Source organism: Buchnera aphidicola (Diuraphis noxia) (genome assembly GCF_001700895.1).
Lineage (GTDB): Bacteria > Pseudomonadota > Gammaproteobacteria > Enterobacterales > Enterobacteriaceae > Buchnera > Buchnera aphidicola_D.
Genome location: NZ_CP013259.1, coordinates 134445 through 160727, shown reverse-complemented (window position 1 = coordinate 160727; position 26283 = coordinate 134445). Strand labels below are relative to the sequence as shown.

General features: G+C 24.8%; 23 protein-coding genes. 11 read left to right on the top strand and 12 right to left on the bottom strand.

The window, feature by feature from the left end:
• Window positions 1-69: 69 nt before the first annotated feature.
• Window positions 70-333 carry a 30S ribosomal protein S20 gene (gene rpsT / locus ATN01_RS00755; RefSeq protein WP_075433203.1) on the bottom strand — a complete coding sequence of 88 codons (264 nt, stop codon included), beginning with the start codon at window positions 331-333 and terminating at the stop codon, window positions 70-72.
• 196 nt (window positions 334-529) lie between these two features.
• Here rpsT and ribF point away from each other — a divergent pair, with 196 nt between their 5' ends.
• The 8 genes from ribF (at window position 530) to folA (ending at window position 11732) form a co-directional block, all read left to right on the top strand.
• The gene (gene ribF / locus ATN01_RS00750) at window positions 530-1474 is read left to right on the top strand and encodes a bifunctional riboflavin kinase/FAD synthetase (protein WP_075433202.1); all 945 of its coding nucleotides are present in this window, start codon (window positions 530-532) and stop codon (window positions 1472-1474) included.
• 15 nt (window positions 1475-1489) lie between these two features.
• On the top strand, window positions 1490-4306 hold the full coding sequence (gene ileS, locus ATN01_RS00745) for an isoleucine--tRNA ligase (RefSeq protein WP_075433201.1): 2817 nt from the start codon (window positions 1490-1492) through the stop codon (window positions 4304-4306).
• A complete protein-coding gene (lspA, locus tag ATN01_RS00740) occupies window positions 4303-4782 on the top strand; it encodes a signal peptidase II (RefSeq protein WP_075433200.1) in 480 nt (159 codons plus the stop codon). The genes ileS and lspA overlap by 4 nt, the downstream gene beginning before the upstream one ends.
• 86 nt (window positions 4783-4868) lie before the next feature.
• Window positions 4869-5840 carry a 4-hydroxy-3-methylbut-2-enyl diphosphate reductase gene (gene ispH, locus ATN01_RS00735; RefSeq protein ID WP_075433199.1) on the top strand — a complete coding sequence of 324 codons (972 nt, stop codon included), beginning with the start codon at window positions 4869-4871 and terminating at the stop codon, window positions 5838-5840.
• Complete coding sequence (gene dapB / locus ATN01_RS00730) at window positions 5833-6642, top strand: 4-hydroxy-tetrahydrodipicolinate reductase (protein ID WP_075433198.1); 810 nt, start codon at window positions 5833-5835, stop codon at window positions 6640-6642. The genes ispH and dapB overlap by 8 nt, the downstream gene beginning before the upstream one ends.
• 114 nt (window positions 6643-6756) lie before the next feature.
• Window positions 6757-7917 carry a glutamine-hydrolyzing carbamoyl-phosphate synthase small subunit gene (gene carA / locus ATN01_RS00725; RefSeq protein ID WP_075433197.1) on the top strand — a complete coding sequence of 387 codons (1161 nt, stop codon included), beginning with the start codon at window positions 6757-6759 and terminating at the stop codon, window positions 7915-7917.
• Window positions 7918-7935: 18 nt separating this feature from the next.
• Complete coding sequence (gene carB / locus ATN01_RS00720) at window positions 7936-11154, top strand: carbamoyl-phosphate synthase large subunit (protein ID WP_075433196.1); 3219 nt, start codon at window positions 7936-7938, stop codon at window positions 11152-11154.
• A 95-nt stretch (window positions 11155-11249) separates the two neighbouring features.
• The gene (gene folA / locus ATN01_RS00715) at window positions 11250-11732 is read left to right on the top strand and encodes a type 3 dihydrofolate reductase (protein ID WP_075433610.1); all 483 of its coding nucleotides are present in this window, start codon (window positions 11250-11252) and stop codon (window positions 11730-11732) included.
• Between the two features lie 11 nt (window positions 11733-11743).
• Here the strand turns inward: folA and ATN01_RS00710 are convergent, their stop codons facing one another.
• The 3 genes from ATN01_RS00710 to ATN01_RS00700 form a co-directional block, all read right to left on the bottom strand.
• Window positions 11744-12565: a symmetrical bis(5'-nucleosyl)-tetraphosphatase gene (locus ATN01_RS00710; protein WP_075433195.1), complete on the bottom strand. Its 822-nt coding sequence runs from the start codon at window positions 12563-12565 to the stop codon at window positions 11744-11746.
• Between the two features lie 57 nt (window positions 12566-12622).
• On the bottom strand, window positions 12623-13441 hold the full coding sequence (rsmA, locus tag ATN01_RS00705; protein ID WP_075433194.1) for a 16S rRNA (adenine(1518)-N(6)/adenine(1519)-N(6))-dimethyltransferase RsmA: 819 nt from the start codon (window positions 13439-13441) through the stop codon (window positions 12623-12625).
• Between the two features lie 87 nt (window positions 13442-13528).
• Entirely contained in the window at window positions 13529-14812 is a 1284-nt protein-coding gene (locus ATN01_RS00700) for a peptidylprolyl isomerase (RefSeq protein ID WP_075433609.1), read from the bottom strand.
• A gap of 202 nt (window positions 14813-15014) precedes the next feature.
• On the opposite strand from ATN01_RS00700, the gene ATN01_RS00695 reads away from it, so the two are divergent.
• The gene (locus ATN01_RS00695) at window positions 15015-15785 is read left to right on the top strand and encodes a DedA family protein (protein WP_075433608.1); all 771 of its coding nucleotides are present in this window, start codon (window positions 15015-15017) and stop codon (window positions 15783-15785) included.
• Window positions 15786-15797: 12 nt separating this feature from the next.
• Here ATN01_RS00695 and rplY read toward each other — a convergent pair whose 3' ends face one another.
• From rplY to folE, 3 genes are all read right to left on the bottom strand, one after another.
• On the bottom strand, window positions 15798-16082 hold the full coding sequence (gene rplY, locus ATN01_RS00690; RefSeq protein ID WP_075433193.1) for a 50S ribosomal protein L25: 285 nt from the start codon (window positions 16080-16082) through the stop codon (window positions 15798-15800).
• Between the two features lie 28 nt (window positions 16083-16110).
• Entirely contained in the window at window positions 16111-16956 is an 846-nt protein-coding gene (nfo, locus tag ATN01_RS00685; RefSeq protein WP_075433192.1) for a deoxyribonuclease IV, read from the bottom strand.
• 157 nt (window positions 16957-17113) lie between these two features.
• The gene (folE, locus tag ATN01_RS00680; RefSeq protein WP_075433191.1) at window positions 17114-17779 is read right to left on the bottom strand and encodes a GTP cyclohydrolase I FolE; all 666 of its coding nucleotides are present in this window, start codon (window positions 17777-17779) and stop codon (window positions 17114-17116) included.
• A gap of 164 nt (window positions 17780-17943) precedes the next feature.
• Between folE and glyQ the strand changes: the two genes are divergently transcribed.
• Window positions 17944-18882: a glycine--tRNA ligase subunit alpha gene (gene glyQ / locus ATN01_RS00675; protein WP_075433607.1), complete on the top strand. Its 939-nt coding sequence runs from the start codon at window positions 17944-17946 to the stop codon at window positions 18880-18882.
• Complete coding sequence (gene glyS, locus ATN01_RS00670; protein WP_075433190.1) at window positions 18857-20929, top strand: glycine--tRNA ligase subunit beta; 2073 nt, start codon at window positions 18857-18859, stop codon at window positions 20927-20929. The genes glyQ and glyS overlap by 26 nt, the downstream gene beginning before the upstream one ends.
• 45 nt (window positions 20930-20974) lie before the next feature.
• On the opposite strand, the gene yajC is transcribed toward glyS, so the two are convergent.
• The 5 genes from yajC to pheT are packed head-to-tail and all read right to left on the bottom strand — an operon-like array spanning window position 20975 to window position 26282.
• The gene (gene yajC / locus ATN01_RS00665; protein WP_075433189.1) at window positions 20975-21307 is read right to left on the bottom strand and encodes a preprotein translocase subunit YajC; all 333 of its coding nucleotides are present in this window, start codon (window positions 21305-21307) and stop codon (window positions 20975-20977) included.
• Window positions 21308-21331: 24 nt separating this feature from the next.
• Window positions 21332-22435 (bottom strand): tRNA guanosine(34) transglycosylase Tgt, encoded by a 1104-nt coding sequence (gene tgt / locus ATN01_RS00660; protein WP_075433188.1) that lies wholly within the window; start codon window positions 22433-22435, stop codon window positions 21332-21334.
• 26 nt (window positions 22436-22461) lie between these two features.
• Window positions 22462-23535 carry a tRNA preQ1(34) S-adenosylmethionine ribosyltransferase-isomerase QueA gene (gene queA, locus ATN01_RS00655; RefSeq protein ID WP_075433187.1) on the bottom strand — a complete coding sequence of 358 codons (1074 nt, stop codon included), beginning with the start codon at window positions 23533-23535 and terminating at the stop codon, window positions 22462-22464.
• Between the two features lie 34 nt (window positions 23536-23569).
• Entirely contained in the window at window positions 23570-23884 is a 315-nt protein-coding gene (locus tag ATN01_RS00650; protein WP_075433186.1) for an integration host factor subunit alpha, read from the bottom strand.
• A gap of 4 nt (window positions 23885-23888) precedes the next feature.
• Complete coding sequence (pheT, locus tag ATN01_RS00645; RefSeq protein ID WP_075433185.1) at window positions 23889-26282, bottom strand: phenylalanine--tRNA ligase subunit beta; 2394 nt, start codon at window positions 26280-26282, stop codon at window positions 23889-23891.
• Between the last annotated feature and the right edge of the window lies 1 nt (window position 26283).

The following is a 26283-nucleotide window of genomic DNA, read 5'->3' as shown; positions in this document are numbered from 1 at the left end:
CTTGTTATTAAAGTTAAAGTATTGCTTCTTAAAATACAATTAGAGGCAATACTATCGAAATACTTAACTTTAACGCATTTTAGAAATCTGTAAGTATAAAGTAGATTTATAACGTGCAGCTTTGTTTTTATGTATTAAACCCTTATTCACGTGGGAATCTACAATAGGCTGCATTTTTTTAAATGCTTTCTGAGCTATTTCTTTTTGTCCTGAGATAATAGCTAATCGTACTTTTTTGATATAAGTACGAATCATTGAACGTCGACTAGTATTGTTTTTTCGACGTTTTTCAGATGTTATGACATCTTTTTTAGCAGCTTTGATATTTGCCAAATTTAACCTCCTAAAATTTTTAACAAATTACATCTTTATTTCAACATATAAGCGATATCAATATACTAAAAATATTTTTATCAAATTAATTAAAAAAATATTTCAATAAGCGATAATTTACATCTAAAAATCGCTTTTTTAAAAAATATCTTTTTTAACAATTCAAACCACTACATTTTCAAAGGTTAGTTTAAAAATGAACATCATAAGAGGAATTCATAATCTTAAAGAAATTCATGCTAATGCAGTTGTTACAATTGGAAATTTTGATGGAATACATTTAGGACATCAAAAATTATTTCTTCGTGTATATAAAATAGGGGAAAAATATAATATACCAAGCATAATAATACTATTTGAACCTCAACCGTTAGAGTTTTTAAAGAATAAAAATGCGCCAATAAGAATTACAAGATTTCGAGAAAAAATCAAACATATTATGTCTTATAATATTGATTATATTTTATGTATTAAATTTAATAAATTTTTTCAATCACTAACTGCAAAAGATTTTATCACAAAGATACTAATAAATAAACTACATATAAAATTTATAATCATAGGAAATGATTTTAGATTTGGATGTCAAAGATCTGGAAACATTGATATGCTAGAAAAACTAAGCAAGAAATTTTCATTTAAAATTATACAAGTACAACCTGTTTATAAAAATAATATCAAAATTAGCAGTACTAAAATTAGAGAAGTGTTATCTGCAAATAATATAACACTAGCATCTAAGTTTTTAGGTCGTTTATTCAGTATTTATGGTAAAGTAGTGCACGGTAAATCTATAGGAAAAAAAATAGGTTATCCTACAGCAAATATACTTCTAAACAAAAGTTTTTTATTAAGCAATGGAGTATATGTAGTAAAAGTGAATTGTTTTTTAAATAAAACATTATTAGGAATATGTAATATTGGAATCAAACCCAGTTTTTCTCAAGTACAAAACAACAGAGTTCTTGAAGTTTATTTGTTTAATATAAAAATAGATTTATACGGAAAATATATAGAAGTAATCATTTTAAAAAAAATAAGAAACGAACTATTTTTCCCTTCAATACAAAAACTTAAAAATCAAATTGAAAATGATATTAAAAAAGCAAAACAATATTTTAATATTTCTTATCATTTATAAAAAAAAGAAAATATCATGAATGATTATAAAAAAACACTAAATCTACCTAAAACAAAATTTTCTATGAAAGGCAATCTTTCAAAGAAAGAACCGGAAATTTTAAAAAATTGGAATGAAAATAATCTATATGAACTAATTAGAATAAAAAAAAAGGGAAAAAAAATATTTTTTTTACATGATGGTCCGCCATATGCTAATGGAAATATTCATATTGGACATGCTGTCAATAAAATTTTAAAAGATATTATTATAAAATCTAAAAATATATCAGGATTTGATGCTCCTTATATTCCGTCTTGGGACTGCCATGGTTTACCTATTGAACAAAAAGTAGAAAAAATTATTTCTAATAATATAGAAACATCTATTTCAGAATTTCAAGAAAAATGTAGAAAATATGCAAAAAATCAAGTTAAAAAACAAAAAAAAGATTTTATTAGACTTGGAATAATAGGTGATTGGGAAAATCCTCATCTCACAATGGATTTTAAAAATGAAGCCAATATAATTCGAACATTGTCTCAAATTATTAAAAAAAAATATTTATATCAAGATTTTAAGCCTATTCATTGGTGTCTTGAATGTTCTTCTTCTTTATCTGAAGCAGAAATTGAATATTCTAAAAAACAATCAGATTCCATTATAGTTGCATTTAAAAATCAAAATACATCAATAATAGAAAATATATTTAATATCAAAAAATTAGGTAAAAAAGACATATATTTTCCTATTTGGACAACAACACCATGGACTCTACCATCTAGTAAAGCTATTTCAATTAATCCAAATTTTCAATATCAATTAATTCAAACTGAAAAATATATTTTAATTATTGCACAAGAATTAGTTAATAACGTATTAAATAAATTAAAAATAAAAAAATGGACAATAATAAGTTCTATAACAGGGAACAATTTAGAAAATATAATTTTTTTACATCCATTTTTAAAAAATGTTTTTTTACCTGTTATTTTAGGAGAACATGTAACATGTGAAACTGGAACAGGAGCAGTTCATACAGCACCTGATCATGGACCAGATGATTATAAAGTTAGTCAAAAATATAATATTAAAACAAGTAATTTAGTAGATTATAATGGCAACTATATCTCTAATATTCATCCAAAACTAGATGGGATGAATATTTTTAAAGCAAATTCAATTATTATAAAAATATTATCTAAAAATAATTTTTTATTACATCATGAAGTGTTAAAACACAACTACCCACATTGTTGGCGACATAAAAGTCCAGTTATATATAGAGCTACTCCACAATGGTTTATCAAAATAGATCATAACCAACTCCGTGATAAATCTTTAAAAGCAATTAAAAACGTATTTTGGATACCTACATGGGGACAAGCAAGAATAAGTGAAATGATTAAGAAACGACCTGATTGGTGCATTTCTAGACAAAGAAAATGGGGAGTACCAATGTCAATTTTTGTACATAAAAAAACAAAAGAAATTCATCCTAAAAATCATTTTTTAATAGAAAAAATAGCAAAAAAAGTAGAAAAAGAAGGATTAAAAATATGTTGGAAGATAGACTTAAAGGAAATTCTAGAAGAAGACTATAAATCATATGATCACATCTTAGATGTTTTGGATGTATGGTTTGAGTCTGGTAATACACATACTTCCATACAATATAAAAATAAAAAATATAAAAAAAATCATGCTGATATGTATTTAGAAGGTTCAGATCAACATCGAGGTTGGTTTATGTCTTCACTTATAATATCGATGTTAATTAATGGAAAAGCGCCATATTCTGAAGTGTTAACTCATGGATTTGTAGTGGATGGAAAGGGACAAAAAATGTCTAAATCCATAGGAAATACTATTAGTCCTAATAACATAACTAATAAATTAGGAGCAGATATTTTAAGGTTATGGGTAGCTTCTTCTAATTATTCTAATGATATTTCAATTTCTAATGAAATATTAACAATTACATCAAATACATATCGTAGAATTAGAAATACTGCAAGATTTATGTTAGCTAATATTAATGACTTTGATCCTGAAAAAGATATAATATCGAAAAATAATATGGTTTATTTAGATAAATGGGCTATAAGCCATACTAAAACTGTACAAGAAGAAATTATTGATTTTTATAAAAAATATAACTTTCATGCAGTCGTACAGAGAATAATGTATTTTTGTTCAATGGAAATGGGATCATTTTATCTTGATATCATTAAAGATAGACAATACACTTTGAAAAAAAATAGTCAAGAACGACGAAGTTGTCAAACAACTATATATTATATTATTCATGCACTTGTTCGATGGATAGCACCAATATTATCTTTTACTGCTCATGAAATATGGAATTACTTACCAAAAAATAAAGCTCAATATGTATTCACAGAAGAATGGTTTGATAAATTATTTTATTTGAATAATGCAGATATGTTCAACTGTAAATTTTGGGAAGAAATAATTAATATTAAACATGAAATAAATAAATTTCTAGAAGAATTAATAAAAAATAAAACTATTAATAATTCCTTGGAAATATCTCTAACATTATATGTTTCACATGAATTATTGAATAAATTAAAAATTTTAGATCAAGAATTAAAATTTATATTTTTAACGTCTGAAGCAAAAGTAAAACCATATGAAACTGCACCTAAAAATACGAAAAAAAGTACAAATATTTCTTTTTTAAAAATTTTTTTAGAAAAAATTACCGGTAAAAAATGTCCACGTTGCTGGCACTATTTTCATGATTTTAAAAATCAGTTAGAAAATGAAATTTGCAATCGTTGTATTTTAAATACAATAGGAAAAGGTGAAAAACGTGTTTTCATATGAAAAAAAATCAATGTTTAAAAAAAATACACCAATGGATTCATTTCATTATAATAATCTTGATAGTATTAATCGATTTATTTAGCAAAAATTGGATAATAAATCACATAAGAAACAATGAAAAAAAAGAAATTTTTTCAATTTTAAATTTTTTTCATGTTCATAATTACGGTGCAGCATTTAGTTTTTTATCCGATCAAAAAATATGGCAAAAATGGTTTTTACTAATTATAAGTAGTTTTACTATATTAGTGATAATAAGAATTATCGTAAAATCCAAAACAATAAAAACTAAGAAAATCATAGCTTATTCTTTAATTATTGCAGGAGCAATAGGAAATCTAATAGACAGAATTTTTTATGGTTTTGTGATAGATTTTATTGATATACATATTAATAATTGGCATTTTGCTACATTTAATATAGCTGATTGTAGTATTTTTATTGGAATTATTCTTTTAATACGTATTAATCATTAAACATGAAAATGAGTTATTGAAATTGAAAATAGTTGTTATCTAATTAGAAATCTATAAAAATTTTTATTTTAGAGAAAAATATAAAAATGAATATTATATTAGCTAATCCTAGAGGATTTTGCGCAGGTGTTAAAAGAGCTATTTTAATAGTCGAAAACGCTTTAAAAATATATAAAAAAAAAATTTATGTTAAACATGAATTAGTGCATAACGAATATGTAATCAAAAGATTACGTAGAAAAGGTGTAATTTTTGTTGAAAAAATTTCACAAATTCCAAACTATTCAATAGTTGTTTTTTCAGCTCATGGTGTGTCAAAACAAATTAAAAAAGAAGCAATAAAGAAAAATTTAATTATTCTAAATGCTACTTGTCCATTAGTAACTAAAGTGCATAAAGAAGTATCAGAATATAGCAAAAAGGGAATAGAAACAATTCTTATTGGTCATAAAGGACATCCTGAAGTTGAAGGTACGTTGGGACAATACGATAATAAAAATGGGAAAATATACTTAGTACAATCCACACAAGATGTAAATAAATTAAGTATCAAAAATACTGACAAATTAAATTTTGTGACTCAAACAACTCTATCAGTCACAAAAACACAACATATTATTTCTTGTTTAAAAAACAAATTTCCAAAAATTTGTGCTCCCAATAAAGAAGATATATGTTATGCCACAACCAATCGTCAAAAAGCAATTCGTGAACTATCTAAAATAAGTGATATAATATTTGTAATAGGTTCAAAAAATTCTTCCAATTCTAATCGTCTTGCAGAGTTAGGAAGAGAAGCTGGTATATTGACAAAACTAATTAATTCTTTTGTTGATATTAAAACAAAATGGTTAAAAAATATTCACTCTATTGGTATTACTGCAGGTGCTTCAGCTCCAGAAATACTAGTAAAAGAGGTTGTCCAATATTTACAAACACTCGGAGCTAATCAATCAGTTAAAACAATAGGATTTGAAGAAAAAAATTTTTTTAAAATTCCACAAAAATTATTAAAAATCCAAACATATAAGAATAAAATGGAAAAAAATAATGAATAAAAAAACTCGTATTGCAGTAACTGGTGCGACAGGTCGTATGGGTCAAGAACTTATTAAAGAAATCGAAAAAAATCACAATACATGTTTAACAGCAGCATTAATAAAAAAAGATCATAAACTTATCAAACAAGATGTTGGAGAAGTTATTGGAATAGGGAAAATAGGTGTCATAATAAGCGACGAACTTAATATACAAAAAAATGATTTTGATGTCCTCATTGATTTTACGAGACCTAACGGTACATTCAAATATTTAGAGTATTGTCATAAATTTAAAAAAAATATTGTTATTGGCACCACTGGATTTTCCAAAGAAGAATATAATATTATAGAAAAATATTCTAAAAATATTAGTATAGTTCTTTCTTCAAATTTTAGCATAGGAATAAATTTATTATTTAAATTAATTAAAAAAACTAGTGAAATTATAGGAAAAAATTCTGACATTAATATTATTGAATATCATCATAGAAATAAAATCGATGCCCCTTCAGGTACTGCATTAGAAATAGGAAATGTAATATCTAAAGTAATGCAATGGGATTTAAATAAACATTCTATATATTATAAAAAAGGTATAACCGGGATTAGAAAACAGGAAAAAATTGGATTTTCTATTATTCGTGCAGGTGATATTGTGGGTAAACATACAGTGATGTTTTCTAGCGATGGTGAAGAAATTAAAATAACTCATACCGCTTTTAATAGAGCATCTTTTGCTAAAGGTGCTATAAAATCTGCCATCTGGGTTCATGAAAAACAAAACGGTTTATTTAATATGATGGATGTATTATCGTCTTAAACAATTTTAATAATTATTTTACATGTAAAAAATGTTTTGTATACATCAGAATAGACAAAAATATTAATTTTAGTTAATATAAAATATATAAAAAATTTAATAATTATTTTCTTAATGGAGGGTGTTTTGAACCAATCGGCAGTACTGGTTTTAGAAGATGGAACTAAATTTCACGGACAAGCTATTGGAGCAACAGGAATAACTGTAGGTGAAGTTGTTTTTAACACATCAATAACTGGTTATCAAGAAATTATTACTGATCCTTCTTATTCTCATCAAATCATAACATTAACTCACCCTCATATTGGTAATGTCGGAACAAATTCTAACGATGAAGAATCAGATAAAATTCATGCTAAGGGATTAATTATTCGTGATTTATCTGCAATTGCAAGTAACTATAGAAATACAAAAAATCTTTCTTCATATTTAAAAGATAATAATATTATTGCAATATCAGATATTGATACAAGAAAGTTAACTCGCATTTTACGCACCAAAGGTTCGCAAAATGGATGCATTATAGAAGATAAAGAAGAAAATTATTCTATAGCACAAAAAACAGCTTATAACTGTTTAAGTTTACAAGGTTTAGATTTAGCAAAAGAAGTGTCTACTAAATTTATTTACAATTGGTACGAAGGTAGTTTTAATTTTAATAAAAAAAAATTTTTTTCGATTCAAAAAGAAAAAGCTTTATTTCATATCGTTGTATATGACTTTGGAGTAAAAAGAAATATATTACGTATGCTTGTAGATAGAAATTGTTATTTGACAGTTGTTCCTGCTACTACCGATCCTAGAATTGTAATGAATCTATCTCCAGACGGAATTTTTTTATCTAATGGACCAGGTGATCCAAGGCCTTGTATTTATGCTATTAATGCTATTCAGTATTTTCTGAAAAATAATATTCCAATGTTTGGAATATGTTTAGGACATCAATTACTCGCATTAGCCAGCGGAGCCAAAATTACCAAAATGAAATTTGGACATCACGGAGGCAATCATCCTGTAAAAGAAATAAAAACTAATCGCGTTATTATTACATCTCAAAATCATAATTTTACTGTAGATATAAAAAATATACCTAAAAATATAGAAATCACACACACTTCTCTTTTTGATGGAACATTACAAGGACTAGCGTTAACTAATAAATTTTCCTTTAGTTTTCAAGGACACCCAGAAGCTAGTCCTGGACCACATGATGCTTCTTCTTTATTTGATCGTTTTATTCAATTAATTATTTATCAAAAAACTATAACTCAGTAATTCATTAGGGAAAAAAAAATGCCTAAATCTACTGATATAAAATCAATTTTAATTCTTGGTGCAGGTCCAATAGTCATTGGACAAGCATGTGAATTTGACTATTCTGGAGCACAAGCTTGTAAAGCATTAAAAGAAGAAGGATATAGAATTATTCTTGTAAATTCTAATCCTGCTACTATTATGACAGACCCATGCATGGCTGACTCTACATATATTGAACCTATTCACTGGAAAGTGATAGAACAAATTATTAAAAAAGAAAAACCAGATGCATTATTACCAACTATGGGAGGTCAAACTGCTTTGAATTGTGCTTTAGAATTAGATAAAAAAGGAGTTTTAAATAAATTTAACATAAAAATTATTGGCGCAACAATTGGTGCAATTAAAAAAGCTGAAAATAGAAAATTATTCGAACAATCAATCAAAAAACTAAAATTAGAAACAGCGAAATGTGGTATTGCGAATAATATGAAAAAAGCGTTTTCAATTTTACATGATGTAGGATTTCCATGTATTATTCGCCCTTCTTTCACTATGGGAGGCAGTGGCGGAGGAATTGCGTATAATCTTGAAGAATTTGAAGAAATTTGTGAAAGGGGTCTTAAACTCTCTCCTAATAAAGAACTTTTAATTGATGAATCTCTAATAGGTTGGAAAGAATATGAAATGGAAGTTGTACGAGATAGAAATGATAATTGTATTATTGTATGCTCTATTGAAAATCTAGATCCTATGGGAATTCATACAGGTGATTCGATTACTGTGGCACCTGCACAAACTTTGACTGATAAAGAATATCAAATTATGAGAAATGCTTCTATGTCAATTTTGAGAGAAATTGGTGTAGAAACTGGTGGTTCCAATGTACAATTCGCTATTAATCCAAAAAATGGTCGAATGATCGTTATTGAAATGAATCCTAGAGTTTCTCGATCTTCTGCATTAGCATCTAAAGCTACTGGATTTCCAATTGCTAAAATAGCTGCAAAACTAGCTGTTGGATATACGTTAGATGAATTAGCTAACGATATCACAGGAACTAATACTACTGCTTCTTTTGAACCATCAATCGATTATATAGTAACAAAAATTCCTAGATTTAATTTTGAAAAATTTCCAGGTTGTAACGATAGACTTACTACTCAAATGAAATCTGTAGGCGAAGTTATGGCAATAGGACGTACTTTTCAAGAATCTATACAAAAGGCAATTCGCGGTTTAGAAATAGGTGCTAGTGGATTTGATACCAAAATTTCTTCTTTTAATCCAGAATGTTTAATACAAGTAAGACATGAATTAAAAGACGCTGGTTCTGAACGCCTTTGGTATATCGGTGATGCATTCCGTTTAGGTATGTCTGTAAAAGACATTTTCGAATTAACATCCATTGATCCATGGTTTCTTATTCAAATTAAAGAAATTATTTTGTTAGAAAAAAGAATCAAAAAAAATGGATTTTTAGGTTTAACATATGATTTCTTTTATTTTATTAAACGTAAAGGGTTTTCTGATCAACGTATTGCAACACTAACAAATCAAAAAGAATCTGAAATAAGAGATTTGCGCTACAAATTAAATTTACATCCTGTATATAAAAGAATTGATACATGTTCGGCTGAATTCTCTACAGAAACAGCATATATGTATTCCACATGGGAAGATGAATGTGAATCTTATCCCACAGAAAATACTAAAAAAATTATTATATTAGGTGGAGGTCCAAATAGAATAGGACAAGGTATAGAATTTGATTATTGTTGCGTACATGCTGCACAAGCTTTAAGAGAAGATGGGTTTGAAGCTATTATGATTAATTGTAATCCAGAAACAGTATCTACTGATTATGATGTTTCAGATAGACTTTATTTTGAACCAATTACGTTAGAAAATGTTTTAGAAATAGTCAGGATAGAAAATCCTCAAGGTGTTATTATTCAATATGGAGGTCAAACACCATTGAAATTAGCTCGTCAATTTGAAAAATCAGGCATACCTATCATTGGAACTAGTCCAGATTCTATTGACAATGCAGAAGATCGTGATCGATTTCAAAAAACGGTTAATAAATTAAAATTGCGACAACCCTTAAATGCAATTGCATTAAATTTTAAAGAAGCATGTAAAAAAGCGAACATTATTGGTTATCCAATTATGGTAAGACCATCTTATGTGCTTGGTGGTAGAGCAATGGAAATTGTTTACGAAGAAAATAGTTTAAAAAACTACTTTAAAACAATTTTAAATACAAAAAATACTACTCCTATTTTATTGGATCAATATCTAGATCATGCTACAGAAGTTGATGTAGATGCTATTTGCGACGGTAAAACGGTATTGATTGGAGGTATTATGGAACATGTTGAACAAGCAGGAGTGCATTCTGGAGATTCTGCATGTTCTTTACCTGTATATACTTTAAACAATAAAATTCAAAATGAAATTAGATATCAAGTTACTAAATTAGCTTTTGAACTTTCTGTAAAAGGCTTAATGAACGTACAATTTGCTATTAAAAATAGCAAAATATATATTATTGAAGTTAATCCCAGAGCTGCTAGAACTGTTCCATTTGTATCAAAAGCTACAGGTCTGGCATTGGCAAAAATCTCTGTAAGAGTTATGTATGGAAAAACATTATTAGAACAAGGTTTTACAAAAGAAATTATTCCACCATATTTTTCAGTAAAAGAAGCTATTTTACCTTTTGATAAATTTCAAGGCGTAGATCCTATATTAGGTCCAGAAATGCGTTCAACAGGAGAAGTAATGGGCATTGGTAAAAATTTTTCTGAAGCATTTTCTAAGGCTATGATTGGTGCACATACTAATATGAAAAAAACTGGTCGTGTTCTTCTCTCAGTCAGGGATAACGATAAAAATAACATTATAAATTTAGCTGTCAAATTAAAAAAATTAGGTTTTGAAATAGATGCTACTAAAGGGACATCTATGATATTAAAAAAATCTGGAATTCAATCTAGATTGGTAAATAAAGTCCATGAAGGACGTCCTCACATACAAGATCGTTTAAAAAACAGAGAATATTCGTATATTGTCAATACTACCTCTTCTCAACAAGGTATTAAAGATGCTAAATTAATATGTAGTAGTGCATTACAATACAATGTTCACTATGATACAACGATAAATGGTGCATTCGCAACAGTTATAGCTCTAAATGAAAACCCAATCAAAAACTTTATGTCTCTGCAAGAAATGCATAAAAAAATATAATACAATAAATTAACAAAAATTGTTTTAGCAATTTAAAAATTTATAAATATGTTGTAAAACATATTTATAATATATATAAGAATGTTTTTATGAAAATAAATATAAGTCTAATAGCTGCTATATCCAATAATTTAGTTATTGGATATAATAATAAAATACCTTGGCATATGCCAGAAGATTTAAAATGGTTTAGAAAAAATACAATTAATAAAAATGTTATTATGGGGCGTTTAACTTGGGAATCAATTAATAAACCTCTATCAATGCGTCATAATATAGTGGTTAGTAAGAAAAAAATTCAAAAAAAAAATGTCATATGGGCAAATTCAATATCCAATGCTATTATTTCTGCGCAACATGATAAAGAAATTATGATTATCGGAGGAGCTCAAATATATAAAAATATGTTATTTTATGCTAACAAATTATACTTAACTCATATAGATATTAATCTTATTGGAGATACTTACTTTCCTAAATATCAAACATTTCCATATTGGAAGGTATTATTCAAAAAAACTTTCATAAAAAACAAAGAAAATCCTTATAATTGTATATTTGAAATTTTATCTAGATAAAAAATATCTGATTATTTTAATAGACTTTTTTGAAAAAACACTTTTTTATCTTCCCACCGAAATAAAGTCAGTTCTTCACCCCAACAACAACCAGAATCTAAAGAAATAAAAGGTTTAGGTATATCAATGGATTTTAAAGTAGACCAATGGCCAAAAAATACAGAATAATCTTTGGAAATATTATGTTGCATAACAAACCATGGTTGTAAAGGGTATTTAACTAAATTAGGAGATTGTTTATAAAACATATTTAATCGACCATCAGGATAACAGTATCGCATTCTAGTCAATGAATTCATACTATATCGTAATTTATCTAATTGATTTAAATGTAAGTCCCAAAAATTCACTGTATTATCATACATAGATTCTAAAAATAAAGCATAATTACTATGTGATAAAAATTTTTTAATTTGAAATGCATATATTTCTGCAGTCGGAATGTCCCACTGCGGACTAATTCCGGCATGTGACATAATGATTTTACGATTTTTATCTACCTTTATAAGATTTTGACTACGTAACCAGTTTATTAATTTATCACTATCATGAGAAGAAAGGATTTCATCAAAATAATTTTCTTCTTTGTTTTTCTTAATACCAGCGTGTACCGCAATTAAATTTAAATCATGATTTCCGAGTACCATTTGTACTCTATTTTTTAATGATAATGAATAAAGATATCTTAAGACTTTAAGAGAATCAGGACCTCGAGATACTGAATCTCCTGCTACCCATAAATAATCTGTTTTATAATCAAAAGAAGATTTTTCTAATAAAATCTTAAATTCTTTATAACAACCATGAATATCACTAATAAAATAAGTACTCATATATATTATGTTTTCTCTCTAAATTTATATACTAAAAATTCAAAACATATTTAATGTTCATGTTTTTCTTGCAATATTTTTTTTATACAAATAGTTAGATAATTTACAGTATTCTAAAATAGAAATATTTTCTGCTCTTAATCTTGGATTAATGTCTAATTGAATTAATTTTTTTTCAGAAAATAGTTTATTTAAACTGTGACGTAACATTTTTCTTCTATTTTGAAATGCTATATTTGTAATAAAACTAAGAACGCTTACATCGTGAACATAATAAGGAGAATTTAAATGTGGGGTAAAATTCACAAAAACAGAATCAACTTTTGGTTTCGGCCAAAATTCTTCTGAATTAACATTCAATAATAATTTAACATTGCAATAATATTGAGATATGATGCTTAAACGACTGTAATATTTATTGCCAGGAGAAGCGACTAATCGTTTAGCTACTTCTTTTTGGAGCATAAAATGCATATCTTGAATAATTTTAATATATTGAAATAAAAAAATAATTAAAGAAGTAGAAATATTGTATGGTAAATTCCCAAAAATACGAATTAATTGACAATTTTTGTCTAATAAACTCATATAATTAAAATTTAAAGCATTATTACAAAAAATTCTTAACTTTGAGTAAAATGAACGTTCTTTTAATAAATTTAACAAATTAGCATCAATTTCAATAACAATTAATTTTTCTAAAAATTCACATATTGGTTTTGTCAATGCACCCAATCCTGGTCCAATTTCTACTAATTTTTGTTGGTACTGAGGATTGATTTTTTGAATAATTTCTCTTGCTATTTTCTTATTTATAAGAAAGTTTTGTCCATATTTTTTCAGAGGATGATATTTATATAGTTTTTTTACAATCATTCATGATACTTTTTTATTTAATTTATAAAATAATTGATTACTTTTAATTTACAGATAAGTAGATTCAAATGTCAAAAATAATATTTTTTATGGTTGTATAATTTTTATATAAGAAGAATTTTTAAGATCTTGTATCCAATTATATTTTTCTAAAAACATTTTTCGATGTAATATAAAATCATAAGATTGATGTTTTTGTAAATTATAAAATTGATCTATTTTACGTTTTTTTAATAATCTAATGATATGCCAACCCATTTGAGATTTAATCGGTTGACTAATTTCATTTTCTTTTAATAATAATAACTCTTTTTGAAAATTTGTGTCTAAAGAGTCGTTTGAAATCCATCCTAAATCACCTTGTTTATTTGACGAATCAATATCATCAGAAAATTTTTTGACAGCATAATCAAAACTATAAACTCTATTTTTGATGTTATTATATATATTAAAAGTATTATTTTTTATTTCTACATCATTTAAGATAATAGAATTCTTTATTAAACAGTGCTGAATATAAAATTCAGTTAAAATATTTTCTTGATTATTTAAAATATCATCAACTTGAAAAATATAAAATCCATTATTTTTTAAAAAAGGACCTAAAACTTGTTTTTTTTTGAAAATCTCTAAAGTTTTAGAAAAATTTTTTTGTAAAGTGTTCAGTTTTATCCAAAAGTTTTTTTTAAATAACAAATCACTGTTATATATTTTAGATTCGTTACATAACTTATCAAAACTATAACCACTATTTAGTTTTTTAAAAATTTCTTCTGATAATTTTTTTTTATTCGTAAAAAAAATATCAGATTTTTTTTTCAAAAAGGGTAAAAAAATATAGTTTAAATTTATTTTTTTTAAAGTTTTATTTTTGTTAATGATTTTTTTAAATACAAAATTTACTTTTTTTTCAGGTATATGAATACGTTTATGAAGTTCATAATTTTGTACTAATTTAGTTTTTAACATATTTTCAATATTTTTCAAGTAATTTTCATAAGAAATATTATCATTTAATATAATTTGATTTTTGAATTCATTCACACTCATGTTTTTTTTGAAAGCAATATTTTTAATTACATCGTTAATTTGTTTTTTAGTTATTGAAATATTCATTTTATTTGCTTGTTGTAAAATTAAGTTATTAACAATTAATTTTTCAATTACTCTTTCCTTTAAAAAATTACTTTTCAAAGGTGTTATAACATTTTTACCTTCTTTTTCTAGCATAAACATTATGTTATCAATATCACTATTTAATAGTATTTGATCATTAACAATAACTTTAATTTCATCTATTTCACCATCATCAGCTAATACGTAAAATGTACTATTAATGATGCATAAAAATAAGAAAACCCAAAATTTAATCATAATTATTCTTTTAATGTATTTTATTAATACTAAAACAGTTTCTGTATTAAGCAATTATAAAAATAATATATTACTTTTTTCTAAATAAGTAGTCAAAATTTTTAAAAATTTTTCTTGAGGTTATTTTAAAAAAAATATAAAGTATCAAATATCTATTTAAAATACTTAAATGTTAAAAAACTTTAAAAAACGAGGACTTATGGAATCCTGGTTAGAAAATTTTATTACACAATCTTTAACTTATTCATTGATAGCAGTAGGTACAATTTCCTTTTTAGAATCTCTTGCTTTAGTGGGACTCTTAATTCCAGGAATTATTTTAATGACAACATTAGGAACATTCATAGGTAGTGGACAGTTATCATTTTATCCTGCTTGGATTGCCGGTACAATTGGATGTTTACTAGGAGATTGGATTTCATATTACATTGGTTTATATTTTAAAAACTGGCTATCTAATTTTAGATACTTAAAAAATAATCAAAAATTATTTAATAAAACTAAATCTGTACTACACAGGCATAGTATAATAGCAATTATTCTTGGTCGTTTTATAGGACCAACTAGACCTTTAATACCAATGGTATCTGGTATGTTAAAACTACCTTTGAAAAATTTTATATGTCCTAGCATAATTGGATGTATATTATGGCCTCCAGTTTATTTTTTCCCAGGCATCATTACAGGAATTACTATAAATATGCCTCAAAATCCACAAAGCGATTACTTTAAATGGTTTTTATTAATTATTTCTATTTTAATATGGATTGCAGTATGGTCAGTATCAAAATGGTGGAAAATGAAAAAATATAAAATTCATACTAGTTCTTTTTTAACGAAAAAGAAGACTGGTTGGATAGCTGTAATAACTGTTTTTTTTGGAGTTTTTAGTTTAATCGCTATACAGTTTCATCCTACAATGCTTATTTTAAAAAGCACTTTTATAACTATATTATCCCAAGGTATTTAATAAAATTTATTCTTAAACACATAGAAAATCAATATGTAATAATTTTAACTTAAAAGAATGTCTTTGAATAGCTTGAACTTTAACCTGATATTTTTTATCTTGAATAAGTAATAATAAGTTCTTCTTATAAAAATTTGTTTTCTTTTGTAAATTAAAAACAGTATTATGATCTAATGTAAGTAAAATTACAGATTTTTTTAATCCGTATAAAACTCCTGGAAATTTGTTATAAAGACGCAATTTTCTACTAAAACTTTTGCCTGTATTCAATCTTTTTTCTGCATTAATTACTAACATATTTTAACCTCTTGTAAAAGAAAAAAGTTTAATTTATTGTTTGTGATCTTAGCCAAGAAATTTCTTGTTCCCAGATTTTAGAATTAATTGTTTCTAATATCATAGGAAGATGATAAAAATCTTTATTTTGTACAATCCATGTAAAAGCTAATTTTCCTATATTTCCTAATCCTAAATTTTCATGTCGATCAATACGGCTGTTAAACATTTTCTTAGAATCATTTAAATGAATACCTTTTAAATATTCAAGACCTATAAATTCATAAAATTTCTGAAATGTATTTTTACAATTTTTTACAGTACGTAAATCATATCCTGAAGCAAATAAATGACAAGTATCAAGACATACTCCAATACGAGATTTATCTTCGATATCCTTAATAATTTTAGATATATGTTCGAAACAATATCCAACATTAGTTCCTTGTCCTGCAGTATTTTCTATCACTGCAATAACATTTTTTGTTTTTTGTAAAGCTATATTTATTGATTCAGATATTCTTTTTAAACAATTAATCTCAGTAATTATATTTAAATGACTACCAGGATGAAAATTTAAAAATTTCAGACCAAGCTGATCACAACGAATTAATTCATTTATAAAAGATAATCTAGATTTTTCTAATAACACATTATTAGGATGACCTAAATTAATCAAATAACTGCTATGGGGTAAAATTTGTTGAGGTGTAAATTGATATTTAATGCAATATCTTTTAAACTGATTTATTTTTTTTTCAGATAGTGGAGGGGAAAACCATTGGCGTTGATTTCTAGTAAAAAAAGAAAAAGCAGTTGCTTTTATTTGAAAAGCACGAAAAATCACTTTTTCTATGCCACCAGAAGAACTAATATGTGCACCAATATATTTCATATTTTCATCATCTCTTAAAAAAATATTTGTATTCTTTTATAAAAAATTACAAAATTATATAAAAAAATAAATCAAAATAAATTTTTTAAATTAAAATAATATTTTACTGAGAAAATACATTTTAATCAATCAAAATTAATTGAATATATTTACTTTATTAGGTAATATTTTGATGTAAAAAAAATTCATTACGAAGATGTTTATCAGATTTAAATAAACCTTCAAAAGAAGACGTAATAGTACGACTATTAACATCACACACTCCACGTGCTTTGACGCAAAAATGTTCCATATTTATAACAACTGCAACGCTATTAGTTTCTAATAAGGCTTGTAAGACAAACAATATTTGTTTTGTTAAACGCTCTTGTATCTGCGGTCTTTTAGAATAGAATTGAACAATTCTATTTATTTTAGATAGACCTATAATTTTTTTTTGGGGGATATATGCAATAGTAGCTTGTCCATTAATAGTAATTAAATGATGTTCACATGTACTAAATAAAATGATATTTTTAACTAAAATCATTTCATTAGAATTTATTACGTTGTCTATAAATGTTATTTTAGGAAAATTTTTATAATTTAAACCTGAAAATATTTCATTAATATACATTTTTGATATACGATTTGGTGTATTTTTTAAACTTTCGTTTTTTACATCTAAGTTTAATAAAATCATAATTTTACGTATATATTTAGAAATTAATAATTCTCTTTCTTTTTCATTTATATCATTGTATTCTTTTAAGATAGAATTTTCTAATTTTTTTTTTAACAAAACATTATAAGCAATATGAGCTTCTTTACTAAAAATTATCATCTTGTTTTCTTACTTTTTAAAGTATAATACATATTATGCATTTTAAATGTATAAAATATATAAAAATTATTAATATAGATTTTAATACAAAAAAAAAAGAAAATCTATTATTAGATATAATAAAACAAGATAAAAATATATCTTTATTTTTTGCTGGACATCCAATGAAAAATCATCATAATACTTTTCACAATCTTATTCAAAATTTAACAAAATACTGGATACAACAAAAATGTATCATTTTTCAACCATTAGATATACCAATAGGAGCTGGTACTTTTCATAATATAACTTTTTTAGGAACAATTGGTCCAGAACCAATTAACGCTGCATATATACAATCTTGTCGTCGTCCTTCCGATGGAAGATATGCGAAAAACCCTAATCGTTTACAACATTATTATCAATTTCAAGTAATTATTAAACCACCTCCAAAAAACATTCAAAATATTTATCTTAAATCACTTAATCTACTTAATATCCATGAAAAACTGAACGATATACGCTTTGTCGAAGATAATTGGGAAAATCCTACTTTAGGAGCTTGGGGAATTGGTTGGGAAGTGTGGCTAAACGGAATGGAAATAACACAATTTACTTATTTTCAGCAAGTAGGTGGCTTAGAATGTAATCCTGTGACTGTAGAAATAACATATGGATTAGAAAGAATTGCTATGCATATACAAAATACATCAAACGTCTATGATCTTATTTGGCAAGAAAATAAATACAAAAAAATAACTTATGGTGATATTTTTAAAGATAATGAAATTGAACAGTCAGCATATAATTTTCAGTATTCTGATATTAACTTTTTATTTAGTTCCTTTGAAAAATATGAACTAGAAGCAAAAAAATTAATGAATTTAAAAAAACCATTATTATTAGTATCCTATGAAAAAACATTACAAGCAAATCATATATTTAACTTATTAGATGCAAGGAAAGCTATTTCTTCTAATGAACGTCAAAATTATATTTTAAGGATTCGAAAATTAACTGCACAAATTGCAATAGAATATTTAAATTTAAGAAAAAAACTAGGTTTTCCTTTATGCAAAAAAAACAGAGAAAAAAATGAAGAAAAAAATACTATTAATTGAAATTGGAACTGAAGAACTGCCTTCTAGATTTCTTCATGAAATATATTCAGATTTTTATCGAAATTTTACAAAAGAATTAAAGTTTTATGATATTTCATATAAAATGATCAAACAATTTTTTACTCCAAGAAGACTTGCATTACAAATTTTAGATATCGATGTAACGCAAAAAATATCCACAATAAATAAAAGAGGTCCATCTATAAAACATGCATATGATAAAAATGGCGAATTTACAGAAATAGCTTCTCGTTGGATAAAATCTTATGATATTCAAATTAATCAAATAAGTCGTTTTAAAAACGAAAAAGGTGAATGGTTATCATATCAAATAATAAAAAAGCAAGAAAACATTGAATTCCTACTTCCTAAAATTATTGAATTATCTTTAAAAAAAATTATTATTAAAAAATCTATGAGATGGGAAATTAATAACAATAAATTTTCTCGACCTATTCGCAATATTGTTATTTTATTAGATAAAAACATTGTTCTAGGGAAAATTTTTAATATAACATCTGATCGTTTTTTGCAAAATCATCTTTCTTATAAAGAAGAAAAAATAAAAATTAATCATGCAAAAGATTATCCCGAAATTCTTTTTAAAAAATATAATATTATTGCAGATTATGAATCTCGAAAAAAAAGTATTATACAACAAATCAATTCAATAGCAACAGAAATAAAAGGTGATATAAAAAATAGTGATTCTTTAATTAAAGAGGTGACTAATTTAGTCGAATCACCTAGGGCATTTTTAGCGACTTTTGATAAAAAATTTTTAAAATTACCAAAAAAAATATTAATACATATTTTAGAAAAACAGCAAAAATGTTTTCCAATATATAATAAAAAAAATAATATTTTTCAATATTTTATTTTTATTTGCAACACTTGTATAGAAAATTCTAAAAAAATTGTTTTAGGTTATGAAAGAGTCATGCATGCACGACTTTCAGATGCTGATTTTTTTTTCCAAAATGATAGAAAAATCAAATTAGAAAATCATCTTGTATTTCTAAAAAAAATTTTATTTCAAACTAATTTAGGTTCTATGTATGAAAAAACAATGCGTATTCAATCACTTATGAAATGGATATCAAATTATAGTGGTAGTAATAAGAAAGATTCTATACGAGCAGCACTGCTATCAAAATGTGATTTAGTGACTAATATAGTATGTGAATTTCCAAATTTACAAGGAACTGTAGGTATGTATTATGCTTTAGAAGATAAAGAAAAAAAAGATATTGCAATTTCTTTAAAAGAACAGTACTTACCATCTTTTTCTGGGGATAAATTACCATCCACTCTTATTGGTTGTTCATTATCTATTGCTGATAAAATTGATACATTATCAGGAATGTTTTACAATGGTAATATTCCAACTGCAAACAAAGATCCTTTTGGATTAAGACGTTTATCTATAGGAATATTGCGTATTATTTTAAAAAAACATATTTTATTAGATTTAAAGCGTTTGATTAAAAAAAGTCTTTCTTTATATGATAAAAATCTTATTAATAATTCACTTGTATATAATAAAATAATCAATTTTTTTATGATTAGATTATTTAATTGGTATGAAGAAAAAAAATATAATAAAAATATTATTAAATCAGTTTTATCATGTAAACACACACAAATAATAAATATTGATAAAAAAATAAAAGATTTATCTAATTTTTATAAGTTAGATGATTCAAAATCAATTCTTTTATCTATCAAAAGAATATCGCATATTATAGAAAAAGAACATAAAAATATATTTGGAGAAATTAATATTAAACTTATAAAACAACCAGAAGAAATTACATTATTCAATCAAATAGAAAATTTTAAAATCAACACAAAAAATTTATTTTTAGAAAAAAAATATAAAGAAATTTTATTAAAATTAACAGAATTTGAAAAACCTATACAACATTTTTTTGATAACGTTAAGATAAACCATAATAATTTAGAAATACGAAAAAATAGATTAATTTTATTACAAAGAATAATACATATTTTTTCAAAAATCACAAATTTTTCTTATTTATATTAAATATTTATATAATAAAAAATTTTTTATTGTATGAAAATTTATATATCATAAAGATTTTAAAGTACCTTTAGGTAAGGATGATGCTACAAATTCACATTTAATAAAAACTTCTGTAGTATCGTTTAATTGAAGTAAAATATATCCATTTTTTGTAATTCTAATTATTCGTCCTAATAAACCACTCGTGGTAATAATTTCATCTCCTTGAGAAAGGGAATTTATAAGGTTTTTATGTTCTTTATCTTTCTTTTGCTGAGGGCGAAAGAGCATAAAATAAAAAATTAACAAAAATATTATAAACATAATAACTAAAGAATATGAATTACTTTCCGAAGATACACTGGCAATAGTATTAGCATTTTGTGTAAAAAAATTCATTTTAAAATCCTCTTTATATATCAATTAATAATTTTTTTTACTATAAAAATCAAATACAAAATCTTTAAATTTATTATTCTGTATTGCAGTTCTAATATTCAACATTAAATTTTGATAATAATGTAAATTATGTATTGTATTTAAACGAACTCCTAATATTTCATTACAAGAATCTAGATGATGCAAATATGATCTAGTATAATTTTGACAAGTATAACAGCTACAAGACTTGTCTAGTGTAGATAAATCTTTTTTATATTTTTTGTTTCTTATTCTTATTATACCATTTGTTACAAATAAATGTCCATTTCTGGCATTTCGCGTTGGTATTACACAATCAAACATGTCTATTCCTCGACTTACTCCTTCAATTAAATCTTCTGGTTTCCCTACTCCCATCAAATATCTTGGTTTATTTTTAGGTATTTGAGGACAAATGTGCTCTAATATTTTATACATTTCTTTTTTTGATTCACCAACTGCTAAACCACCTAAAGCATATCCATCAAAATCTATTTTTATTAATTCTCGAAGAGAAATATCACGTAAATCTGGATATATTCCTCCATGAATAATCCCAAATAGTAGATTTTTATTTTTATATTCATCAAAATATAAACGACTTTGTTTGGCCCATTTTAAAGATCTTTCCATAGCATCTTTTGTCTTGTCCCAATTATTATTATATTTAATACATTGATCAAAAATCATAACAATATTAGATTTTAAATTTGTTTGAATCTCCATAGACTTTTCTGGAGTAAGAAGAAAATGTTTACCATTAAAATAATTTTTAAAGATAACTCCTTTTTCATTTACTTTTGCAAATTTTGAAAGACTAAAAACCTGGAATCCACCAGAATCAGTAAGAATAGGACCTGACCAATTCATAAAGTTATGTAAACCATTATGCAATTTTATAATTTCTTCACCAGGACGTAAATATAGATGAAAAGAATTAGCTAAAATAATTTCACTTCCAGTATTTTTAATTTCTTCTGTACTAATACTCTTTACCGATCCATAAGTTCCAACTGGCATAAAAACAGGTGTTTCTATGATGTTCCCTTTAAAAGTGAACGCACCATGTCTAGCATTTACATCTTCATGATAAATTTGAAAATTCATTGTTTTTCCATTTTTCGTATTATATTTTAAGATAAAATCTTTTCATATGGAGCTAATTTATTATAAGTAATATACATTGCATCTCCATAACTAAAAAACCTATATTTTTTTTTTATAGCTTCATGATAAGCATTTATTGTATTCTGATATCCTAAAAATGAAGCAACTAACATAATTAATGTAGATTCAGGAACATGAAAATTAGTAATCAAAGCATCAACTACATTATGTTTGTAACCAGGATATATAAAAATACTTGTCTCTCCTATAAATGTCTTTACATTATTCCATTCAAGTGAATTATATGCACTTTCTAAAGCACGTAATGTACTTGTTCCTACTGCAATAATACGACCACCTTTTTTTTTACATGATTGAATTTTTTTAATCAATAAAGAAGAGACTTCAACTAATTCCGAATGCATCACATGATCTTTGATCGTCATTGTTCTGATAGGTTGAAAAGTACCGGAACCTATATGAAGTGTTAAATATTCTATATTTACACCTTTTTTGTCTAAATTTTCTAATAATTGAACATTAAAATGTAATCCAGCAGTAGGTGCTGCAACAGATCCTGTTTTTTTGTTATATACTGTTTGATATAAATTTATATCTAATGTACTTATAGATCTTTTAATATAAGGGGGTAATGGAATTTGCCCAAAACGGTTGATAATATCAATACAGGTAAAGTTATTTTTATGAAATAGAATTTTAAAAAAAGAATTTTTATATTCTATAATAGAACTTTTAATTTGATTGTTAGGACCTAAAAAAATATGAGTTCCAACCTTAATGTATTTACTATTTTTGATAGTGACTAAAATTGTTTGATCACTTAATATTCGTTCAACTAAACATTCAATTTTACCGCCACTTTCTTTATATCCGAAAAATCGAGCTGGCATAACCTTAGTATCATTTAAAATAATTAAATCACCTGGATTGATTTCATCAATAATGTTAAAAAAACGTTTATGAGATATTGTTCCAGTGTGTCCATTTACAAGCATTAAACGACATTCGCTTCGATTAAAATAAGGGTAGAAAGATATCAGTGATTTTGGTAAATTAAAATAAAAATCAGAAAGTTTCATTATTTAATTCTTTTAAAAAAATAAAATCATTTTATTAAGAATAAGTACTACTGTTTTTTTTTGTTAAATAATTTTGAACTCTATTTTTTAATTTTTGACCGGCTTTGAAAGTAACTACTCGTCTAGCGGTAATTAAAACTACTTCACCTGTTTTAGGATTTCTACCAGGACGTTCTTTTTTATCTTTTACTTCAAAATTTCCAAACCCAGATAATTTAACATCTTCTCCTTTTTCTAATGAAAGTCTAACTTCTTCGAAAAAAAACTCTACAAATTTTTTTGAATCTTGTTTACTTAATTGTAATTTTTCAAATAAATTTTCTGAAATTTCAGCTTTTGTAAGTACCATTAATTTATTTCCTTAAAATAACTTGAAATTTTCTTTTTAAGAGTCCTATACAATCATGTATCATTAAATTAATTTCATTTTCTTTTAAATTTTTTTTCATATTTTGAAAGACAAAGCTGATACCTAAACTTTGAGTCTGATTAAAAAGTTCTGGTCCAGAATATATATCAAATAAATTTATTTCCACTTTCTTATTAATAAAAAATTTTTTACATGCATTAATAATCTCAGAAACAGCGATATCTTTCGATATTAATATTGCAAGATCACGTCGACTAGTGGGAAATTTTGAAATTTTTTCAATTTTTAATGATGATTTAATTTTTGAAAAATTATTTAATGATATTTCAAATAAAAATGTAGAACTGTTGACATTTAATTTTTTTTCTAATCTTGGATCTACTGCACCGATACTACCAATACAACTATTGTTAAAATATATTGATGCACTTTGCTCTGGATGTAAACCAGGTATAATTTCATGTTTAAATTGTACATCATCTAATTCAATAATAGATTCTAATATACATTCTAAATCACCTTTTAAATCATAAAAATCCACTGATCTTTTTTTACAACACCAATTTTCTTTAGTATAATCACCACTAATGATAGCTGCTAAAAACATTTCCTGTTGAACACCAAGTTCTTTTTCTTCTTTTATCGAAAAACAAAGTCCAGTTTCAAAAAAACGAATATTTTTTTGCTGACGATTTTTATTATAAGAAAGAGTTTTAAGCAAACCAGGCCATAGAGATATACGCATACATGACATGTCTTGAGAAATAGGATTTGATAATAACAATTTTTTTTTGTTTAAAAACATCAATTCATGTATTTTAGGATCAATAAAACCATAAGTAATAATTTCATTATAACCTTTATTAATTAAAATAATAGAAAATCTATCTAATAAAAAATCGGTTAAATCAGTTTGTTTTCTAAAATTTAAAGATTCTTTTAATGGTTTTAATGGAATATTATCATATCTATATATTCGCAGTAGATCACCTATTACGTCTTCTTCAATCAATATATCAAATCGCCATTTTGGTGGGATAACATCACAGTATTTTTTCTCACAAATGATTTGATAATCAAGATTATATAAAATGTTTGTAACAACTTTACTATCGATTAAGCATCCTACTTTTTTATTTAAATTTTCATAATACAATCTTATATGTTTGTTAAATGAAAATGAATTCATAGTCAAATGATTAATTTCAACAATAGGACCCGGTTTACCACCACATATTTTTAAAATTAAATCAGTTGCATATTCAATAGCATATTTTTGAAGAGATACGTCAATACCATAATTATAATATTCTAATATTTGATTAGATTTTATATTTCTTATAATATAAGAAATTGATTTTTTATTAACATAAAGAGAACTTAAAAATATATTTTTAGTATTTTTATTAATATCTGCAATATAAGAATTAATATTTCCAGGAATAGATAATATTTTATTTTTATCAGAGATCACTAAACATTTTTCATTTAAATGTAATTTAGTATTATCTTTCAAAAAAATATTTTCTTTGTTATTAGCATGCCGAATTACGATAAAATCATCAATTTTATTAAAATCTAATACATTTAAAGGTTGAGCAATCTCAATTAAAATATAATGAATAATATCTGTAATAACATCTACTAATAAAATATCGGAAAAAAATAATTTCTTTTTTATCCAAAATGGAGTTTCAACATTAATATTGATATCTTCAATAACTCTTCCAAAATAGTTGATAGACTCTCTTTTAGACTTAACGTAAATATCAATTTTTTTTTGAGTTTGTAGAGAAATAGATTTATATTGTAAAGGTGACATTTTAACATTATTCAAAGCAGCAATATTACGTGATAATCCTAAAATACTTAATCCATCTGGACGATTAGAAGTAGTAGAGATTTTAATAATATTATCTTTCAATAATAAATGATCATTAACATTAGATCCTATAGATATATCTTGAGGTAACTCAATAATTTTATCAGTATAAAACATACCTAATTCAAAAAAAGAACATAACATCCCTTCAGATATTTCTCCGTGTAAAATTTTTTTTTCAATTTTTATATTTTTAGGTAAACTAGAGCCAACAAGCGCCACCGCTACTTTAATACCATAACGACAATTAGATGCTCCACAAACGATATTTAGTATATTAGTAGTGCCTACATCTACTTTTATTATTTTCAAGTTATTTAATTTTTCATGCGTTCTACATTCAATAACTTTACCAACTATGATACCATTAAAAATCGGTTCAAATTTTTTTACATATTCTATTTCTATACCAGAACTAGAAATTTGATTGTATAAAATATTACTATCAATTTTTATATTTATCCATTCACGTAACCATGTTTCACTAAATTTCATT

Excerpts from the sequence above, each read along its gene's own strand:
- ATN01_RS00695 (WP_075433608.1), top strand. The coding sequence starts at position 15,015 with ATGGAATCCTGGTTAGAAAATTTTATTACACAATCTTTAACTTATTCA.
- rplY (WP_075433193.1), bottom strand. The coding sequence starts at position 16,082 with ATGTTAGTAATTAATGCAGAAAAAAGATTGAATACAGGCAAAAGTTTT.
- ribF (WP_075433202.1), top strand. The coding sequence starts at position 530 with ATGAACATCATAAGAGGAATTCATAATCTTAAAGAAATTCATGCTAAT.
- nfo (WP_075433192.1), bottom strand. The coding sequence starts at position 16,956 with ATGAAATATATTGGTGCACATATTAGTTCTTCTGGTGGCATAGAAAAA.
- carB (WP_075433196.1), top strand. The coding sequence starts at position 7,936 with ATGCCTAAATCTACTGATATAAAATCAATTTTAATTCTTGGTGCAGGT.
- yajC (WP_075433189.1), bottom strand. The coding sequence starts at position 21,307 with ATGAATTTTTTTACACAAAATGCTAATACTATTGCCAGTGTATCTTCG.
- ATN01_RS00650 (WP_075433186.1), bottom strand. The coding sequence starts at position 23,884 with ATGGTACTTACAAAAGCTGAAATTTCAGAAAATTTATTTGAAAAATTA.
- pheT (WP_075433185.1), bottom strand. The coding sequence starts at position 26,282 with ATGAAATTTAGTGAAACATGGTTACGTGAATGGATAAATATAAAAATT.
- lspA (WP_075433200.1), top strand. The coding sequence starts at position 4,303 with ATGAAAAAAAATCAATGTTTAAAAAAAATACACCAATGGATTCATTTC.
- ATN01_RS00710 (WP_075433195.1), bottom strand. The coding sequence starts at position 12,565 with ATGAGTACTTATTTTATTAGTGATATTCATGGTTGTTATAAAGAATTT.
- ispH (WP_075433199.1), top strand. The coding sequence starts at position 4,869 with ATGAATATTATATTAGCTAATCCTAGAGGATTTTGCGCAGGTGTTAAA.
- glyQ (WP_075433607.1), top strand. The coding sequence starts at position 17,944 with ATGAAAAATCATCATAATACTTTTCACAATCTTATTCAAAATTTAACA.
- ileS (WP_075433201.1), top strand. The coding sequence starts at position 1,490 with ATGAATGATTATAAAAAAACACTAAATCTACCTAAAACAAAATTTTCT.
- queA (WP_075433187.1), bottom strand. The coding sequence starts at position 23,535 with ATGAAACTTTCTGATTTTTATTTTAATTTACCAAAATCACTGATATCT.
- folE (WP_075433191.1), bottom strand. The coding sequence starts at position 17,779 with ATGATAATTTTTAGTAAAGAAGCTCATATTGCTTATAATGTTTTGTTA.
- rsmA (WP_075433194.1), bottom strand. The coding sequence starts at position 13,441 with ATGATTGTAAAAAAACTATATAAATATCATCCTCTGAAAAAATATGGA.
- carA (WP_075433197.1), top strand. The coding sequence starts at position 6,757 with ATGGAGGGTGTTTTGAACCAATCGGCAGTACTGGTTTTAGAAGATGGA.
- tgt (WP_075433188.1), bottom strand. The coding sequence starts at position 22,435 with ATGAATTTTCAAATTTATCATGAAGATGTAAATGCTAGACATGGTGCG.
- dapB (WP_075433198.1), top strand. The coding sequence starts at position 5,833 with ATGAATAAAAAAACTCGTATTGCAGTAACTGGTGCGACAGGTCGTATG.
- glyS (WP_075433190.1), top strand. The coding sequence starts at position 18,857 with ATGAAGAAAAAAATACTATTAATTGAAATTGGAACTGAAGAACTGCCT.